This is a genomic window from Dehalococcoidales bacterium, from assembly GCA_030698765.1.
Classification (GTDB): domain Bacteria; phylum Chloroflexota; class Dehalococcoidia; order Dehalococcoidales; family UBA2162; genus JAUYMF01.
The window spans coordinates 19,472-37,455 of the sequence record JAUYMF010000026.1 but is presented as its reverse complement, the minus strand read 5'-3'; the positions used below and the strand labels follow the sequence as shown (position 1 = coordinate 37,455).

Annotated in this window: 19 protein-coding genes and 2 tRNA genes; 15 read left to right on the top strand and 6 right to left on the bottom strand. The window is 51.8% G+C overall.

Annotation, left to right across the window (positions count from 1 at the left end):
* Positions 1 to 62 precede the first annotated feature (62 nt).
* The 5 genes from Q8Q07_01240 to Q8Q07_01220 all read right to left on the bottom strand — a co-directional run bounded on the left by Q8Q07_01240 (position 63) and on the right by Q8Q07_01220 (position 3,745).
* Positions 63 to 135: transfer RNA gene (locus Q8Q07_01240), tRNA-Arg, on the bottom strand.
* A 101-nt stretch (positions 136 to 236) separates the two neighbouring features.
* On the bottom strand, positions 237 to 1,334 hold the full coding sequence (locus Q8Q07_01235) for a putative sulfate exporter family transporter (protein MDP3878915.1): 1,098 nt from the start codon (positions 1,332 to 1,334) through the stop codon (positions 237 to 239).
* A 155-nt stretch (positions 1,335 to 1,489) separates the two neighbouring features.
* Positions 1,490 to 1,633, bottom strand: a complete 144-nt coding sequence (locus tag Q8Q07_01230; GenBank protein ID MDP3878914.1) for a hypothetical protein — start codon at positions 1,631 to 1,633, stop codon at positions 1,490 to 1,492.
* A gap of 15 nt (positions 1,634 to 1,648) precedes the next feature.
* Positions 1,649 to 3,343, bottom strand: a complete 1,695-nt coding sequence (locus tag Q8Q07_01225) for an ABC transporter substrate-binding protein (GenBank protein ID MDP3878913.1) — start codon at positions 3,341 to 3,343, stop codon at positions 1,649 to 1,651.
* A gap of 325 nt (positions 3,344 to 3,668) precedes the next feature.
* Positions 3,669 to 3,745, bottom strand: a tRNA-His gene (locus Q8Q07_01220).
* Between the two features lie 180 nt (positions 3,746 to 3,925).
* Here Q8Q07_01220 and Q8Q07_01215 point away from each other — a divergent pair.
* From Q8Q07_01215 to Q8Q07_01185, 7 genes are all read left to right on the top strand, one after another.
* Positions 3,926 to 4,477, top strand: a complete 552-nt coding sequence (locus Q8Q07_01215) for a DUF177 domain-containing protein (protein MDP3878912.1) — start codon at positions 3,926 to 3,928, stop codon at positions 4,475 to 4,477.
* 2 nt (positions 4,478 to 4,479) lie between these two features.
* Positions 4,480 to 4,680, top strand: coding sequence for a 50S ribosomal protein L32 (gene rpmF, locus Q8Q07_01210; protein ID MDP3878911.1), 201 nt, complete (start codon positions 4,480 to 4,482; stop codon positions 4,678 to 4,680).
* Positions 4,681 to 4,801: 121 nt separating this feature from the next.
* Positions 4,802 to 5,734, top strand: coding sequence for an ACP S-malonyltransferase (gene fabD, locus Q8Q07_01205; protein ID MDP3878910.1), 933 nt, complete (start codon positions 4,802 to 4,804; stop codon positions 5,732 to 5,734).
* A gap of 39 nt (positions 5,735 to 5,773) precedes the next feature.
* The gene (gene fabG, locus Q8Q07_01200) at positions 5,774 to 6,520 is read left to right on the top strand and encodes a 3-oxoacyl-[acyl-carrier-protein] reductase (GenBank protein ID MDP3878909.1); all 747 of its coding nucleotides are present in this window, start codon (positions 5,774 to 5,776) and stop codon (positions 6,518 to 6,520) included.
* A gap of 147 nt (positions 6,521 to 6,667) precedes the next feature.
* Complete coding sequence (gene nusB, locus Q8Q07_01195; GenBank protein ID MDP3878908.1) at positions 6,668 to 7,075, top strand: transcription antitermination factor NusB; 408 nt, start codon at positions 6,668 to 6,670, stop codon at positions 7,073 to 7,075.
* Positions 7,076 to 7,101: 26 nt separating this feature from the next.
* The gene (gene acpP, locus Q8Q07_01190; GenBank protein ID MDP3878907.1) at positions 7,102 to 7,359 is read left to right on the top strand and encodes an acyl carrier protein; all 258 of its coding nucleotides are present in this window, start codon (positions 7,102 to 7,104) and stop codon (positions 7,357 to 7,359) included.
* A gap of 17 nt (positions 7,360 to 7,376) precedes the next feature.
* Positions 7,377 to 8,087 (top strand): HAD family hydrolase, encoded by a 711-nt coding sequence (locus Q8Q07_01185; protein MDP3878906.1) that lies wholly within the window; start codon positions 7,377 to 7,379, stop codon positions 8,085 to 8,087.
* 105 nt (positions 8,088 to 8,192) lie between these two features.
* Here Q8Q07_01185 and Q8Q07_01180 read toward each other — a convergent pair whose 3' ends face one another.
* Positions 8,193 to 8,441, bottom strand: a complete 249-nt coding sequence (locus Q8Q07_01180) for a Smr/MutS family protein (protein MDP3878905.1) — start codon at positions 8,439 to 8,441, stop codon at positions 8,193 to 8,195.
* Between the two features lie 305 nt (positions 8,442 to 8,746).
* On the opposite strand from Q8Q07_01180, the gene Q8Q07_01175 reads away from it, so the two are divergent.
* The 8 genes from Q8Q07_01175 to Q8Q07_01140 all read left to right on the top strand — a co-directional run bounded on the left by Q8Q07_01175 (position 8,747) and on the right by Q8Q07_01140 (position 17,973).
* A complete protein-coding gene (locus Q8Q07_01175) occupies positions 8,747 to 9,454 on the top strand; it encodes a cyclase family protein (GenBank protein ID MDP3878904.1) in 708 nt (235 codons plus the stop codon).
* 117 nt (positions 9,455 to 9,571) lie between these two features.
* Entirely contained in the window at positions 9,572 to 10,279 is a 708-nt protein-coding gene (locus tag Q8Q07_01170) for a cyclase family protein (GenBank protein MDP3878903.1), read from the top strand.
* A gap of 433 nt (positions 10,280 to 10,712) precedes the next feature.
* A complete protein-coding gene (locus tag Q8Q07_01165) occupies positions 10,713 to 11,846 on the top strand; it encodes a Coenzyme F420 hydrogenase/dehydrogenase, beta subunit C-terminal domain (protein MDP3878902.1) in 1,134 nt (377 codons plus the stop codon).
* A gap of 31 nt (positions 11,847 to 11,877) precedes the next feature.
* The gene (locus Q8Q07_01160; protein ID MDP3878901.1) at positions 11,878 to 13,830 is read left to right on the top strand and encodes a thiamine pyrophosphate-dependent enzyme; all 1,953 of its coding nucleotides are present in this window, start codon (positions 11,878 to 11,880) and stop codon (positions 13,828 to 13,830) included.
* Positions 13,827 to 14,438, top strand: coding sequence for an indolepyruvate oxidoreductase subunit beta (locus Q8Q07_01155; GenBank protein ID MDP3878900.1), 612 nt, complete (start codon positions 13,827 to 13,829; stop codon positions 14,436 to 14,438). Before Q8Q07_01160 ends, Q8Q07_01155 begins: the two co-directional genes overlap by 4 nt.
* Positions 14,439 to 14,629: 191 nt before the next feature.
* A complete protein-coding gene (locus Q8Q07_01150; protein ID MDP3878899.1) occupies positions 14,630 to 15,412 on the top strand; it encodes a hydrogenase iron-sulfur subunit in 783 nt (260 codons plus the stop codon).
* The gene (locus Q8Q07_01145; protein MDP3878898.1) at positions 15,412 to 17,079 is read left to right on the top strand and encodes an FAD-dependent oxidoreductase; all 1,668 of its coding nucleotides are present in this window, start codon (positions 15,412 to 15,414) and stop codon (positions 17,077 to 17,079) included. Before Q8Q07_01150 ends, Q8Q07_01145 begins: the two co-directional genes overlap by 1 nt.
* A gap of 6 nt (positions 17,080 to 17,085) precedes the next feature.
* A complete protein-coding gene (locus Q8Q07_01140) occupies positions 17,086 to 17,973 on the top strand; it encodes a hypothetical protein (GenBank protein ID MDP3878897.1) in 888 nt (295 codons plus the stop codon).
* Positions 17,974 to 17,984 lie beyond the last annotated feature (11 nt).

The following is a 17,984-nucleotide window of genomic DNA, read 5'->3' as shown; positions in this document are numbered from 1 at the left end:
CTGGCATTTTTATTTTGGATTATTGCCCGCTATTTTCTGCCGACTGAGTTTTCACGAACCAGCGCGCCTGGAGGGATTCGAACCCACGACCCCCGGTTCCGAAGACCGATGCTCTATCCACTGAGCTACAGGCGCCCCTTGACGTTTAATTATAACACAGGATGGGGACAGCCCTGTCAATGACTCGCGCACTGGAAGTGATATAGTTTGAGGAAAGGGACATCTAAACTCTTAATCTAGGAGCTAAGAGGCAACCACAGGAACCTGACCAGAAGCAAGGAAATAACCCCTGCGAAGACAGCTATTCCCATTCCTCCCAGGAAGGCTTTTAACCCGACCACTCGAATGGAAGAGATTTTTACTTTCAAACCTATAGCGGCAAAGGACCAGGACAATAGAAAAGTAATAGCCGGTGATAGGTAGGTAGAATTAAAGTAGAGCCATTGGGACCGGATGGGTAGAGATTCCAACCCGAGATGGATCACACTGAAAAGGATAAAGAAAAGAGCGAACCAGGGAACTGCCATTCTTGTCCGCCCGGATTCACTCATTCTGCTGAAACGACGAAGCAGGAACTGACTGATGAATACCATTGGGCCTATCGAGAATATGCGGATGAACTTGGCGGAACTGGCAATCGAAAGCGCATTATCCACCTGACTTGACGCCGCTATTACCTGGGCAGTCTCATGAATGCCGGTTCCGACCCACATGCCATAAGCGAGGTTGTCATTGGCAAGCCAATCTATCAGGGGTCCGGCGAACAGCAGGGGATAGAGAAACATGGCTAACAATCCGAAGAGGGTGATGACGGCCACCGATAGACCCATATGCTCCGCCTTCGCTTTGAGTGCGGGACCAACCGCCGCAATTGCCGAGGCTCCACAAATACTCGTCCCCACCGAAATCAAGAGTGACAACACGTTATCCAGTTTCAGAACGTATTTGCAGAAGACGACTCCAAATGTAAATACCAGAGCCAGATTGATCAGCACCATGGCTAATCCAATTCCTCCCAGTTTGACCCATACCGAGGCACTAATGGTCAGACCCAGCAGCGCAATAGACCAGCAGAGTAGTTTAGTCGAAGAAAACTCTATTCCTGCCTTTAACTTACCCTCGAATAACGCCGGCCTGAGATTGACTAATATTATGGAATAGACAAAAGCCCATAATAAAGCACTGAATTTAAGCCACGTATCTTTAAGAAACCACCAGGTAATGAAGGAGACGACAGCGAAGGCCAGAGTGACCAGAAGACCTGGAGCAAGACTACTAACCCGATTTGGCCAGCTTATGCCGTTAATCGCCTTTTCTCTGTAGTGCTTTTTCACTCTTGGGCAATATTAACTTAAATCATAGGAAGGGGTCAATCTCTTGCAATCACCAGTTTGTAGAGATAGTCTCCGGTTTGTCAATATAGTGAGGGGGCAGAGCGGTTACGCTCTGCCCCCTTTCAGATCTATTATTTCAACAAAGTTTCTGCTCTCTAGTACCCCAGTGATTTCTTCAGGTCCTTATCAATCCAGAGGTAATAGCTTTGCCCCAGATACTCACCATAACCGGTGACAGATTCTCCATTATAGCCCTTCAGCCACGGTTGGTAGGGGATATACATGTATGGTGCCGGCATGATTATTTGCCAGGACTATTCCAGGGCGTAGACGTAGAAATCCTTCATGAGCGGCCAGATTGCCTCCTCATTACGCATGTAGTTTTTCATCATTTCTTCGCGAACCTCATAATTATGCTGGTCAACAATCTGGCCATAGCTGGACGGGTCTTCCGGTGTCCACATGTGAAAGGCGTAAGGCCCGTCAGCGTCGCTGGTAGTCCAGCCTGCCTCCATGACTGTCCTGCCCTGCGTCATTGAGGTAAAAACGGCCCTCTCTTTAATATCAATTTCCACGTCAACGCCAATTTGCTCCCAGTAGAATTTGACGACGGCCAGCAGGTCGATATCATATTGGTCTGAGGTGGTTACTTTCATCTTGAAGCCATTGGGGTAACCGGCCTCAGCCAGCATCTGCTTGGCCTTCTCCGGATTATAGGTAAAAAGTTCCTGAACATCCCCGGGTAACTCCTCAAGGGACGTATACATCGGCATGTACTCAGCATGGGGTGCTATTGGCCCGGCGTGTATCATGGCATCACCCTGGTAGTAATCCCGGGCTATTGCCTCTCTGTCAATCGCTATCTGCAACGCCCGCCGTACCATGATATCAGACCAGGGCAGGGCCGGGTTGTTCATGATAAAATGGAGAGCACTCGGGTTTTGGAGTACCTGGCGGAACTTCATCTCGGGATTAGTTTTCTTTAAGCTTTCAACGTCATCCTGGGGAATCATCAGTTTTTGATAGAGACTATCAATCTTACCTGTGCGTAGACCAGCCAGAATGGTAGACATATCCTTGATATTCAGGTATTTGACCCCGTCCAGATAAGGCAGCTGGTTCTGTGAGTGAAAGGGGTCCATCTGCCAGTAGTTGGGGTTCCTGACGAAGGTAGCACTGCTACCGGGAACATAGTCTGTCAGCATAAATGCTCCGGTGCCCACAGAATTCCTCCAGTCGTTCAGGTTTCCGTATTTCTCGACAGTTTCGTGAGGAATCAGTGCCGTCCAGTCCGCAGTTGACAGTAAGACCGAGTCCAGGAATCCCTGGTTGGTCTTAACTACAACCGTCCACTTGTCCGGCGCCGTTACCGATAACGGCCACTCTTCCGGCAACCACCGAGAGCGGTGGAAGGACTTGGGTATCTCTTCAAAGAAGTTGCGGGATATAGAGTAGACCACGTCATTAGCATCCAGTTCTCTCCCGTTGACCAGTCGGCTGGCTGCGCTGTTCGGGTCAAGAGCAAAATGGACCCCTTTGCGGATGTGGTAGATAATAGTGGTTTCATCGGGTATCTCCCAGCTCTCCGCCACGGTACCTGTCTTGAAAGTCAGAGGGAACGGACTGAAGTCGAAACCAACATTATTGGTGCCGGTTGGTCCCTTTATCCAGTCCGTACCTACCAGATTCTCGTGGGTTTGTACCAGGGTAGTCAAACTGGACGGGTGAACGATAGCCGGGTCAAAGCCTCTTGGCTCACTCGTCGGGACAACTGTATACACCCCCCCGTATTTCGGCTTCTCCACCATTCTTCCCAGCGAGTCCTGTACCATCTCCGGTCCGGTGGGCGTAGTGGGGGTGGTCGGTGTTGTTGGCGTGGTAGGCGTCGTCGGGGCAGTGGGTGTCGTCGGTGTGGTTGGCGTCACCGGTGTTGCCGGGGCGCAGGACGCCAGCAATAGTGATAGTACCATCAGGCAGCTTACCACCAACCAGCTTAGCTTCCTTCTCATTATTCTTCCTCCAAAATGATAATGCTTCTGCTGCAATGTTAATTATTTCATGACGGGACTCTCCTGCTTGCGTAAATATTGAATGTGGAGGTTTTGCTTTTGAAAAAACATTACCCCACTTTAATGAATCTAAATTAAAACATTCAGTAACATATTTTGTCAAGTTTTGAACGGGAATCCTTTTATAGATTACAAAAAAGTGACAAAAACGTTATAAAGAGAGCAAGAATGGGACGGTGATTCAACAATGGAACAGGGGACGTCCCTGGAGACTTCATCCGGTATGCCGGGCTACAGGCGCGCTGAATCTTCCGTGGGGTAGAGATGGGGTGAGTGGAGGGATTTGAACCCTCGATCTCCAGGGCCACAACCTGGCGCCTTAGACCACTGGGCTACACTCACCATGGGAAGGGCTTGGCTTTGGTGGCAGTGCCTATTATAGCGGAAAGACCCCTCTCTTTTCAATGAGTTCAATGATATCACCAACCAAAACTGTATAGAGTACTACGATAAAAGGGCTAATTGACGCCAACAGGCGGCACGACTTATAATAAGTCAGTAACCAAATGAGGTAAAGGTAACATGACACAGGTGAATGTATCCCAGCAACTTAAAGCCGAGATAGGTACAACGCGAAGTTACCAGATGAGTGAGGTAATGGATATCGGCGGGGATAGCAGTCTGGTTCACGGTGAAATCAGGCTGATGCGTACTGACCGGGGTATCATGGCTAAGGGTACACTACACGCCAGGATTGAGCTGACCTGCAGTCGCTGTCTCAGTCTATTCCGGTACCCCCTTACTTTGGATATCGAAGAGGAATATTTTCCGACCATAGATATCATTACCGGCAACTCAATATCTTTACCTGATGAACCCGAGTGCTTCACTATTGATGAGCATAACATCCTTGATTTAACCGAGGCGATACGCCAGTATGCGCTACTGGCTACCCCGATGAAACCCCTCTGCCGGACTGATTGCGCCGGTTTATGCCCCGTATGTGGTCGTAATCTGAATCAGGCAGATTGCGACTGTCCGGCACAGGTGATTGACCCACGCTGGTCCAAGCTCAGGGAACTGGTAATGGCTAACCAGCAATCTTCAGTAATGAAACAGAAAGGAACTAATTAACTATGGGTGCTCTGCCGAAACGAAAATACGCCAAGGCACGCCAGGGCGAAAGGCGTGGCCATCTCAAACTATCTCCTCCTTCCCTGACTTCCTGCCCTCAATGTCACAGCCCCAGGCTGTCTCATCATGTCTGCCCCGTCTGCGGTACTTATGATGGCAGGGAAGTCATCGAGATTAAGACCGCGGGAAAGAAGCCCGGTTAAGGAACTTTGAACCGGCTAAACGCTGCTATCTGCGGGACTTCGGGTTTATTGAAAGAAACCATAGCTGAAATAACGGGTACCGCTCCTGAAAGTCTGACGGCGAGGACTGGTAGTGACTGAGATGTTGAAGGTAGCCTATGTCTTTCCCGGTCAGGGTTCTCAATGGGTAGGCATGGGGCGTGACCTTTATGATAGCTTCGCTTCAGCCAGGGTTATCTTTCAGCAGGCTGATGAGGTTCTGGGCTTTCCTATATCCCGTTTGTGTTTTGAGGGGCCGGACGATGACCTCCGCCTGACCATCAATACCCAGCCGGCACTGGTGACGGTTAGCCTGGCCTGCTTAAATACCATCCGCAACATGGCTGGTGGCGGTATAACACCGCCGTCCTTTGTTGCCGGTCACAGCCTGGGTGAGTACACGGCACTGGCCGCGGCCGGTGTCATTGATTTTACCACTGCCATTTTTCTGGCGCGAGAGAGAGGACGGCTGATGCATCAAGCCGGTCTGAAGAGACCGGGGGGTATGGTCGCCGTCATCGGGCTTGATGAGGCCTCGCTGGCTGAAGTGTGTCAGGAGACTGGCACCCATATCGCCAATTTTAACTGCCCGGGACAGATGGTAATCAGCGGAGCGGTAGAGAACCTGCCCAGGGCTGCCGATTTAGCCAAAGCCAGAGGAGCCAGCCGCGTCATCCCTTTACCGGTAAGTGGCGCCTTTCATACGCCACTGATGCAGCCGGCCGTGGACGAGATGGCGGAGACCATCGCCGGTCTTGACTTCCGGGACCCCGATGTGCCGATTGTCGCTAACGTCACTGCTCAACCACTGACCAGCGCCGAGCAGATAAAAGAAGAGCTCCTGAACCAGCTGTGTCAAGGGGTGCAATGGCAACGCTCTATAGAATATATGATAGCTGATGGCGTTACCACCTTCATTGAGATTGGGGCGGGCAAGGTGCTCAGCGGTCTGGTTAAACGAATAAGTAAGGAAGTTAATACCCTGAATATCGGTGATGTTGACGCTATTATGAGTCTGGGTGCGTCAACCCCCTGACCTCTTTATCTTAATTCTATAATACTTGCTGGAGGAATCATGGACCTTTCTAATAAGGTAGCTATAGTTACGGGCAGCGGGCGGGGCATCGGGCGGGCCATCGCCCTGAGACTGGCCGAGGCGGGGGCAACCATTGTTATCAATGACGTCGGTGACGCCTCTTATGCTAACGGCGTGGCCGAAGAGATCAAAAGCCTGAACCGGGAGAGCCTGGTTGTTCTGGCTGATGTTAGCCTGTCGGCAGATGTAACCAGGCTGATAGAGACCGCGATGAACACTTACGGCCGGATTGATATCCTGGTAAACAATGCCGGCATCGCCCGTGACCAGCTTCTGCTACGTATGACGGAGGAAGACTGGGACAGGGTATTAAATGTCAATCTGAAGAGCGTTTTTCTCTGCACCAAGGCTGTCTTGAGACCGATGATCAAGCAGCGCTGGGGGAGGATCATCAGCCTCTCCAGCATCGTCGGACTGGTGGGCAACACCGGCCAGGCGAACTATGCCTCAGCCAAGGCGGGCATTATCGGCTTTACCCGCACCATCGCCAAGGAGGTGGCCTCCCGCGGCATTACGTCTAATGCTATCGCCCCCGGCTTTATTGATACAGGCATGACCCAGCAACTGGAAGAGAAACAGAAACAGGAACTTCAGAGTCGCATCCCGCTTGGCTACCTGGGCACACCGCGTGATGTGGCGGAGTCAGTCGCTTTCCTGGCTTCCGAAGAAGCCAGGTACATTACCGGTCAGGTCATTAGTGTTGATGGCGGCATGTCCATAGTTTAGACGGGGCAGTTGCCGTAAACCCGCCGTACAGCCAGCTTTTTCCTGTGTAAAGATACGGGTAATGCTGTCCTGCGGCGAGAAACTAAAGTGATTGACCTGGTATTGCCTATCTGCTAAACTCAAACTGGAATACGGGGAGGGTAGTTAATGGTCGGGCCACGGCGAAGAGCCAGAGGTTTGGCGCTCCAGGCGCTATATGAGATTGATGCTACCGGGCACGGGGCGGAAGAGGTGCTGGCCCGTCTTCTCACTGAGAGGAAATTAACTGAAGAAAACGCCAAATTCAGCCGCGGGCTGGTGATGGGCGTAATCCAGAATAAAGAAGGAATTGACGAGAATATCAAAAAATTTGCCCCCATGTGGCCTTTAGATCAAATCCCGACAGTTGACCGGAATATCCTGAGGCTTGCAATATTCGAAATTTTACTTGATAATAAGGTTTCAGATAAGATAGCGATAAATGAGGCGGTCGAACTGTCCAAGGCATTTGGCAGTGATAATTCAGCCAGATTTGTTAACGGCGTCTTGGGTTCAATCAGCTCTCTGGTCAAATAGGAAATTTTCAGAAAGGGGGGTAGAAAGTGGCTTCTATTTTTGAGCGTGTCAAAAAGATAATCGTGGATCAGTTGGGTGTGGATGAGGAAGAGGTAGTACCTACAGCTAATTACGTTGATGACTTGGGTGCTGATTCTCTGGACCTGGTAGAACTGATAATGTCTTTAGAAGAAGAGTTCAGTAACTCGACTCAGAAAATTGAAATCCCGGATGAGGATGCTGAGAAGATAATTACCGTTCAGGACACTGTTGATTACATCAGAGACCTGGGCGTTCAGGAGTAACAGGCAGGGAAGTCAATTTGATTAAGGCCGTTTTCTTCGACTGGTTTAATACCCTGGCCCGCTATGACCCCCCACGGGAAAACATACAAAGTCAGGCTCTTCAGGAATTCGGTATTAATATTCCGCCACAAAAAATAGTGACCGGCCTTCTGGTTGCCGACCGGAATTACCTTGAGGAAAATGCCGTTTCCCCGGTACGGAAAAGGAGCCCTGCAGAACAGGACAGGATTTTTACTCGCTACCAGCGGACGATATTAACCGAAGCCGGGATTAATATCGCTGAGGGGTCTGACATACTGGTAAAAATCCTGAAAAGGGCGCAACAGTTATCTCAGGGGTTGACTTTCACTCTGTTCGATGACGTACTGCCAGCCCTTAAGCTGCTGAAGGCGCGCAACCTGGTACTGGGCCTGCTCAGTAATATCGACAAGGATATGAGTCCTGTCTGTCGCGAACTGGAACTGGAACCCTACCTTGACTTTACCGTCACCTCCGCAGAGGTGGGCGTGGACAAACCGGAACCGCCCGTTTTCCTGACCGCCCTAAAGAAAGCGGGAGTAGACCCTGCCGAGGCGGTACACGTAGGTGACCAGTACCAGATAGATATCATCGGGGCGAGAGGGGTAGGCATCAACCCCATACTTATTGACCGCTATGACCTGTACCGGGAGGAAACCGACTGCCCCCGCATCCGCAGCCTGGATGAATTAACGGATTATCTCCAGTAGTGCCTTCAATAAGCACCTTATCCTGTTATGATGCCGGCCTGGCTACCTTTAACTTCCGGCGTAAGATTCACCGAAACAGTAAGACACCGGCGGGGGGATGCGCCGTTACTTCAGCGCCAGTTCCACCATGGTAACGCCGGCTCCTCCCTCTCCATAACCGCCCGGCCGGTATGACCTGACCAGCGGGTGTCTGCCCAGTTGCTGGCGGACTACCTGGCGTAGAGTCCCCGTCCCCTTACCATGTATCACTCTAACCCGGAATAGACCGGACATAAAAGCATCATCCAGGTATTTATCCAGTTTTAACAGGGCATCTTCCGCCGTCAAACGGCGCAGGTACACTTCATTAACCATATCTGTTCCTTTATCCAGTACAGGCTAATTCTAGCACCAGTTGCTAATATTGGAAAGTCAACGACCGGCGCAGTGAACGGGTAACGGGTTCTTGACAAGGCTTACATTTATGCTATACTGTACTCACTTTTCGTCGGTTTGTCGCCTGAGCAACCTCGTAACCAGTTGTGGGGGAAACTGTCTGTTGGTATCAAAGGGGTATTAGTGAGCGAAAAAACCTTGAGCCTGAGCCAGCCACTTTGGGGACTTCCGGAACCGGGTAACCTGAATCTCAAGACAACAATCTATTGAAGGAGGGGAACAATATGAAGTTAATCGATCTGACAATGCCACTTTATGAAGGCATGCCGGCGGGGTATGGCCATATGGCTTTCAAAAATAACCCCCTGTGGCCGGACGCGTTTAAGATGGCGGAGACCCGCTCATTCGATACTTCTGGTTCGGAGTTTCATGTTTTTTCTATCTTCTGTGAACCGGGTACCAGATTTATCCTGCCCAGCTTTATGAAAGAATACCGGTACGGGCCGACCATTGACACTGTGGACATAGAAAGGATAGTGCTCCGGGATGCGGTTGTCCTTGATGTGCCCACGGGAGCGGAGACGGACATCGCCGCCGAGAAACTTGAAGAGGCTTTTAACAAAGCGCCGGTAAAGAAGGGAGACGCCCTGCTGGTCCGCACCGGCTGGGGGAATGATGAGCGGTATCTCAAGATGGGACATGAGTACCGGGAGAAGGGCCCCCACTATAGCGCGGCCGCGGCGGATAAGTTAATGGAGCTACTGGCGAAGAACCAGAGTGACATGTGGCTATATGATAACTGTGATATGGGCGGCACCGATAAGAAAACCGGTCAGTTCTACGGGTTCACCATCCGTGACGGGCTGATAGCCATCGGGGGAATCGTCAATGCCGGCGCCATCACCAAACCGCGGGTAAAGTTAATAATCTCGCCGATGAAGTCGGCTGGTTGCCACATGGGGCCGGCCAGGGTAGTAGCGGTTGAGGAGTAGGCTAACGTCACTTTTTGGGTCGGTTATTTAAGGAACACGTTTTTATCAGGCTGGCTGAGGTTTTAGAGAACAATTTAATCGGGAACCTGGAATACTTACTAAAAGGAGGGGAGCAAATTGAAAAAGATTGATTTGACCATGCCGCTTTATAACGGGCAGCCTTCTCAGTATGGTCATATGGGCTTTAAGGCTCATGACATCTGGCCGGAATCATATAAGGCTACTGAGACGATGTCCTATGAACCGAGCAATATGAAATTTCATGTTTATACCATTTTTTGCGAACCGGGGACCAGATTTATCCTGGCCAGTTTCCGGAAAGACTACAAGGATGATGTGACACTGGAGAATGTCGACCTCAACAAGCTGATATTCCGGGATGCGGTTATCCTTGACATACCCAAGGGAGATGATGAGATAGTAGAGGCAGACGAGCTTGAGGCGGCTTTCAAAAAAGCGCCCTACCAGAAGGGAGACGCTCTATTAATTAGAAGCGGCTGGGGAGACCACGAGCGCTATTTCAAGATGGGGCACCTATGGAGTGATAACGGCCCCCACTTCAATGCCGCCAGCGCTGAAAAACTGATGGAAATCATGGAGAATAACGGGACTGATATGTACCTGTATGATCTCTGTGATATTGCCGGTCTGGATAAGAAGACGGGGAAACGGGGCGGTTTCGCTATCCGCCGCGGGCAGATGGGCATAGGAGGCATTATCAACTGTGGTCAAATCACCAAACCGAGGGTGAAGTTGATAGTCATGCCGCTTAAAATCAAGGGTGCTCACATGTGTCCGTGCTCGGTGATAGCTCTTGAAGATTAGCCGCTACCCCTGAAGAGGCAGGAAAAATAATATATCCTTATTAGTTGAGGATGCGAATCAAGATGAGGGCTACTCGAGTTCATGACGGTGAGTTTAAAAAATTTGTTATGAGATTGAGTAGCCCTCTGAGTTGTTTGGTGCCTGGTTATTCGAAGTCAAGACGAATTCACCCGGCGGAAGCAATGCTGTCGTTGAGTTGTTCTGCCGTTTTTGATTAAGAGCTGTGTCAACAGTTCTCCGGATATCCCGGAGAAAGTCCTGAAGGCACTAATGATATGGAAGGATGTATTTTTGTTTGCTTGTGCGCGGACAACTTTGCTATAATTATTATGTGATGTTACTGAAGCCTGGCGTTACGCAGTGGCTGATGCTTGGCCAGTGAAGTTAAATAAAGGGGCAGGATAATGTTGTCCCGAATTGTAAAGGGGGGTAAATGGAACGACGAAATACAACTGCAATGAATGGGGCTAAAGCTTCCAGGGAGCTATTCAAGGAAGTTATCGAGCTGGAGCTGTGCCCGCAGTGCGGGGGCTGTACCGGTGGTTGTCCCTATCTGGTGCCTTATAAAGGCAGAATAGTACTGATGGATGCCTGCAATCTGAACGATGGGCAGTGTTACGAATACTGTCCTCGCACCCATACTGACCTGGAAGCGATTAACCAGAAAGTTTTTGGCGTACCCTATGGCGCCAGCGAGATAGGTGTGTTCAAGGACATATTCCTGGCCCACTCGGCGGATGCGCAAATTCACGAGAAGGGACAGGACGGTGGGACTGTAACCACTCTATTATCGGTTGCTCTGGATGAGGGGATGCTTGATGCCGTTGTCGAGACCAAACTGGATGCTGATAAAAGACCGCATGGCTTCCTGGCCCGGAATAAACAGGACTTGCTGGACTGTGCCGGCGTTAGCTATGAGCCGAGTCCGGTACTGGAGACCCTCAACCGTCTACCCAAAAACAGCGCTGAAAAATTGGGAATGGTTGGTGTGCCCTGTCAGATAGCCTGTCTGCGGAAGATGCAACTGGATCCTCCCCGGAACCGGGTAGATGTGAATAATGTCAAGCTGGCGATCGGGCTGTTCTGCGGCTGGACGCTGGCTCACGGGTTCCATGAGTTTATGCATGAGCACTTTGACCTGGCTCAGGCAACTAAATTTGACGTTCCCCACCACCCCGCTCATACCTACGATGTCTATACGGACTCAGGTATTCAGTCGGTGGAGATAGATGATATCGGCCCTTACATCAATCATGCCTGCAGCTACTGCTTCGATATGACCGCCGAGTTTTCTGATATCTCGGTAGGTTCGGGGCGCGCCGCGTTCAAGGGCTGGAACACGGTTGTTGTGCGCTCTCAGGCGGGCGCCGAGCTGGTGGAAAAGGCTAAAGCTAAAGGGGCGCTGGTGACCCAGCCGATTCCTGAGGATAGCGTGATTAATCTGAAGCGGGCCTCATTGAATAAGAAGAAACGGACCATAAGTAACCTTACCGCCATGAGTGGTGATAAAGATGACCTGGGCTATTTAGAGGTATCACAGGAATTCATCACCAGGTTCTTGGCCTAGGATAGGTAGTAAACTAAGGAGGTAAACTGTAATGGCGGATATTGATGTCAATGCTCCGGGCACGACGGAGCTTTTGATGGGTAACGAGGCTATTGCCCGTGGAGCACTGGAAGGGGGGGTGGGCTTTACCGCCGCCTATCCGGGGACACCCTCGTCTGAAATTCTGCCGACTATCGCCGCAGTGGCCAAGCGGAACGGAATCTATGCGGAATGGTCGGTTAATGAGATGGTAGCCATGGAAGCGGCTGCCGGCGCTTCTCTGGGTGGTATCCGGGCGATGGCGGTGATGAAGGCCAATGGAGTGAATGTCATCTCCGACTTCCTGTCCAACCTGGTGATGAGGAGCATCGGCGCCGGACTGGTACTGGTCAGTGTTGATGACCCGACGGGCAGAAACAGTTCCGCTGAAGAGGATACCCGGCCGATTTCCAAATGGCTGGATATCCCGATGCTTGAGCCCGGTGATTTTCAGGAAGCCAAGGACATGACAAAGTGGCTCTTTGAACTTTCCGAGCAGGTGGATTGTCTCTGTATGCTTCGCAGCGTCAGCAAGATTGCTCATACCAGAGGCAACGTGTTGCTGGGTGAGATGCCGGAGCGGAAGCTTCACGCGAATTTCAATATCAGCGGGGGAAGCGGAGCCAGAGGTAAGCACGCCCATGCTCTCCTGCACGATAAACTGAAGAAAGCGCAGGAAATTTTCGAGTCGTCGCCGTTTAACAAGTATGTCGGGCCGGACAAGCCGGAACTGATGATTGTCACCTGTGGCAGCGGCTGGCTGTATTCTCAGGAAGCGGTGAAGGTCTTGAAACTGGAAGATAAGGTGGGTATCCTGAAGATAGGTACCCTCTGGCCGCTTCCGGACAAATTCGTGGCCAAGCATCTGAAGAAGGCAGACAAGGTTCTGGTTGTTGAGGAAATTGACCCCTTCCTGGAGCGGAGCGTGATGGAACTGGCAGCCAACGTGAAGTTTGACGGGGCGACCCCAATCTTCTATGGTAAACGCTCCGGGCATATCGAAGATTTCGGAGAGCAAATGCCGGATACGGTGATTAAGGCGATAACCGAGGTATTGGGGATTACTTATGAGCCCCGTCCCGCTGAATACGCTCAGAAGGCTAAAGCTGTTCTGGAGAGTGAAGTTATCGCCCGCAGCGGGACGGTATGTCCCGGCTGCCCCCATAAAGCCAGCTACTGGTCAATAAAGAACGCCCTGAGGCTGGATGGCCGTTACGGATTTGTTACCAGTGACATCGGCTGCTACGCGGTGGGGTTGAGCGCGGGTGGTTATTCCGTCGCCAAGACCCACTATTGTATGGGAGGCGGCATCGGCGTGGCTAATGGTTTCGGGAAACTGGGGCAGTTCGGTTTTGACCAGCCGGTGATTGCTGCCTGCGGCGATTCCACCTTCTTCCACGCCGCTATCCCGGGACTGATCAACGGTATCTATAACAATTCGAACTTTGTCCTGGTCGTCTTTGATAATAGCGCCACGGCGATGACCGGTTTTCAGCCTCATGCCGGAACCGGCAGGAATGCTATGGGTGAGCCGGCCAGAAAGGTAAGCATTGAGGCGGTCTGCCGCGCTATCGGGGCGCGGGTTGAAGTGTGTGACCCGTTTGACCTGGATACTGCCCGTGATACCCTGCTCGATGTGATGGCTGACGAGGGTAACGGCCCCAGGGTAGTCATCATGGTACGCGAGTGTGAACTGCAAAGGGCCAGGAGAGAAGAACCTCCCTACCGGGTCTATATCGACCCTGACAAGTGCCTGGGCGATGACTGTGGCTGCGACTTGCTGTGCAGCCGGGTTTTCCTCTGTACCGGTCTCAGGTATAACCCGGAGACGGGCAAGTCAGAGATAGATGACATTATCTGCGCCGGGTGCGGCGTGTGCGCGGATGTTTGCCCCCATGGGGCCATCATCAGGGTGCCCTACGTAACCGAGAAGAAAGAATTGGCGGAGGGAGTAGGAGTAAAATGAAGAAATTGGTCAAGGATCCCCTGAACGTAATTATTATCGGTGTCGCCGGACAGGGTAATGTGGTGATATCCTATCTGATCAGTCAAGCTTTGATGAGGGACGGGTACCTGGTCAGTTTCGGAAATGTTTACGGCTCCAATCAGCGGGGCGGCCCGGTGATGAACTACGTCAGGATTTCCCAGGAAATAACGTACGGCCCGTTTATCCCCGAGGGGCATGGCGATATTATTCTGGGTATGGAACCGGTGGAAGCCCTGCGGATGCTGGGAGAGTACGGTAACCCGGATGTGGTCACCATAGTCAACCCCAGGCCGATATACTCTATCGATATTTCGGGCACGGGCGCCTATCCTGAAGTGAGTAAAGTCATTGATACCATCAAGAGCATGTCAGCTAAAACCTGGGTGATAAATGCTACCGATGAAGCGCAAAAGCTGGGTAACCCTATTCTCTCCAACGTGATTCTGGTCGGCGCCCTGATTGGATCGGGTGGGTTGCCGCTGGACCGGAGTTCCATAGAGCCGATATTAAAGGAGCGCTTCCCCAAGGCATTTGAGCTTAATATGAAGGCCTTCGACAGGGGTGTGGAGTTAGTGACGGCTTCTTAGAAGCGGTTGGTTACCTTTGCAGGCGGTGGTGGACATTGACTATAGAATTGGGGTAGTATAGTGCTGATGCGTATTTTTCTCCCTGCCGGTCAGAATTTGACGCATTAGTTAAGATGCGGTAATATTGGTGATAATTATAGGTAAGAATCAGTCCATGGTTGTCGTAAAGTTTAAGCTTATCGGGAGTTGGCGTGAGTACCTTTGAACCGAAGATACTGGGTTTCTGTTGCAGTTGGTGTTCTTATGCCGCGGCTGATTTAGCCGGTGTTTCACGGACTCAATATGCCCACAATATCGTTATTGTCAGGGTAATGTGTTCCGGCCGGGTAGACCCTAAATTCGTCATCAGCGGTTTCCTCAGTGGCGCTGATGGCGTCATGGTCCTCGGTTGCCATCCGGGGGACTGTCACTACACTACGGGTAACTATGAGGCGATGAATGCGGTGGTTGAGACCAGAATGTTATTGAACTATATCGGTCTCGACCCCGGCAGATTGGCGCTGGACTGGGCATCGGCGGCGGAGGGCGGCCGCTTCGCGGAGATGGTGAACAGTTTTACCGAACAGGTTAGAAAGCTCGGGCCGCTGGGTTCGGCGGAGGAAATGAGCGCCGAGGAACTGGAGTTCGAGTTGAAGGCAGCCAAGCTAGCCGCGGAAAGCAGACGGCTGCGGGGAGTCAGCGGCAAGCAGACGGAGTTTACTACTGAAGGCAACAAGTACGGTGAGGTCTTTACCCGGCATGAAATGGACCGGGTGCTGGAAGGCGTCATCGCCGATGAGATACCGATAAGTAAAATATTATTACTGACGCAGGAAGAACCTCTCTCGGTCAAGGAGATTGCCGGCAGGATAGGGGTCAGTTCCCCCCGTGTCCTCAAATATGTGGTCGCCTTGAGACGTAAGGGCTTCCTTGAGCTTGACGGCATTAAAGAAACTTCGCCATTGTATGTGGCCTCAGCTAAAGGAAAGGATTAATGGCAGGTAAAAACACCGTAGTAATTATCGGGGGTGGTGTAGCCGGGGTAAGAGCGGCCTTAGAGCAGGCCAAGGCCGGAAAGAAGGTCTATCTGGTGGGAAGGGAGGCCAGCGTCGCCGGTGAAAGCATACTGCCCGGTGAGAGTCTGGCACCGGATGACCTGTTTACCGGCGCTGACCTGGCGGAACTGAGACAGAATAGTAACATTGAAGTAATTACTAACGCTGAGGTGAAGAGGGTTGCGGAAAAGGATGGCGGGTTCAAGGTCAGGGTCAGGCAAAAACCAGCGAGAGTCATTGATGGAGAATGTGATAATTTTTGTAACGCTCTCGGCATCTGCCCTGTAAGTCTGGAGGATGAAACCAACGGAGGTCTTACTTTACGTACCGCTATCGATTTCTCCAATCGGGAGGCGGATGTTTATAACATCGTCAGGGAAAATATGCCTATCTGTCAGCAGACCTGCCCGGTGCATCTGGATGTCCGGGGCTATGTTGGCCTGATTGCTGACGGAAAATTTGAGGAGTCGCTGGCACTGATACGGCAGCGGCTACCTTTCCCCGGAGTCTGCGGGCGTATCTGTACCCATCCCTGCGAGCTTGTCTGCAACCGGGGAATACAGGACCAGGCGATCGCTATCAGGTCGCTGAGGCGTTTCGTTTGTGATTATGAAATAAAGTCGGCGCGGCGGCGGAGACCACCGGCAAGACCCAATCCGCGTGAGGAGAAGGTGGCCATCATCGGCGCCGGACCGGCCGGTCTCACCTGCGCTAATGACCTGGCCTCAAAAGGTTACCGGGTTACCGTGTTTGAGGCGCTGCCGGTAGTCGGGGGAATGCTGGCGGTTGGTGTTCCCGAGTACAGGTTGCCCCGGGAGATATTACAGCGAGAAGTTGACGCCATAACCGACCTTGGCGTGGAAATCAAGACCGGTACCCCTATCGGTAAAGACCTGAGTATTGATGACCTTTTCGGGCAGGGCTTCAAGGCGGTATTTGTCGCTGTCGGCGCTCATCTGAGCCAGAAGCTGGGAGTACCGGGAGAAGACGCTGAGATGGTGATCAATGGAGTGGACTTTCTCAGAGAGATGAACCTGGGCAAAAAGGTTAAGATCGGAGAAAAGGTGGGCGTGATTGGTGGCGGTAATGTGGCTATTGATGCCGCCCGCTCAGCTCTCCGCATTGGGGCCAAGAAGGTGTTCCTGCTTTACCGGCGTACCCGGCAAGAGATGCCGGCTACTGAAGAAGAGATTGAGGCGGCTGAGGAGGAGGGTGTGGAAATTCAGTACCTGGTGGCGCCGGCTGAGGTTCTCGTCAGCGGCGGTAAGGCGAAAGGGATAAAGTGCACCCGTATGGAGCTGGGGGAACCGGATGCCTCGGGAAGAAGACGCCCGGTACCGGTTAAAGGTTCTGAGTTTGATATTGAACTGGATACAATTATACCGGCCATCGGCCAGGCTACAGATGTATCCTTCCTCGGTAAAGGTGGCGGTATTGAGACGACGAGAAGGGATACGTTTCTGGTTGACCCGGATACGCTGGCGACAACCCGTGATGGCGTCTTTGCCGGCGGTGATGCGGTTACCGGCCCGGCGACAGCTATCGGGGCTATTGCCGCCGGTCATAAAGCGGCCGATTCGATTATCCACTATTTGGGGGGAGAGTAAAGCGATATGGCGGAGCGTAGCGGAAGATATCTGATAGAATTCAAAGACGTCCCCACCGAACGCCAGAAGCTACCCGAGCTTCCGGTTGAAGAGAGGGTAACTAACTTTGATGAGGTGGAGCTTGATTTTAGTCAGGAGCAGGCGATGGCGGAGGCGGTACGTTGTTTGAGTTGCCGCCGCTGTATCGGTTGCGCCTTATGTCTGGCGGCCTGCCACAACAAGGGGATTGACTTCAGTCAGGTTGATAATGATATCGAAATTGAGGCTGACTCGATAATAATCGCCCCCGGCGTGGAGAGAACCCCGGCTTATATCGATGAAAAATATGGCTACGGGAAATTCACTAACGTGGTCACCTTCGCCCAGTTTGAGCGTATCCTGAGTGATAATGGCGTTTATGACGGGCTGGTGCTGCGTCCCTATGATGGTGAAATACCGACCAGGATTGCTTTTGTCCCCGTGGGACTTTATCTGGATGCCAGCGCTCTGGCACGCGCCGCTAAAGCAGCCCTGGCCGCCCACCGCAAGATCCCGAATCTGGAAGAAACCCATCTCTTCTTTGCTGATGCTGAATCTTATCAGGCTGAACTGAAGAAGGAACTGGGCGGAAAGGCCAGGATCAGTCTGGGCAGCGGGGAGGTATCAGCCATCACTGAGAACGGGGACACCCGAAACCTGGTTGTGGAATATGATGATAATGGCAAAACCATGAAGGAAGAGTTTCAACTGGTGGTTTTAGTCACCGCTTACGAACTCCCCGATGATATCAAAGACCTGGTGGCCAGCCTGGGTGTAGATTTAGCCAACTCACGGTTCCAGGATACCGCCGACGCTTCATTACTGAAAACAGCCAGAGAAGGACTCTCTTTCACCGGTCTTGGTTTCTCCGGATAAATCAAGGCGGG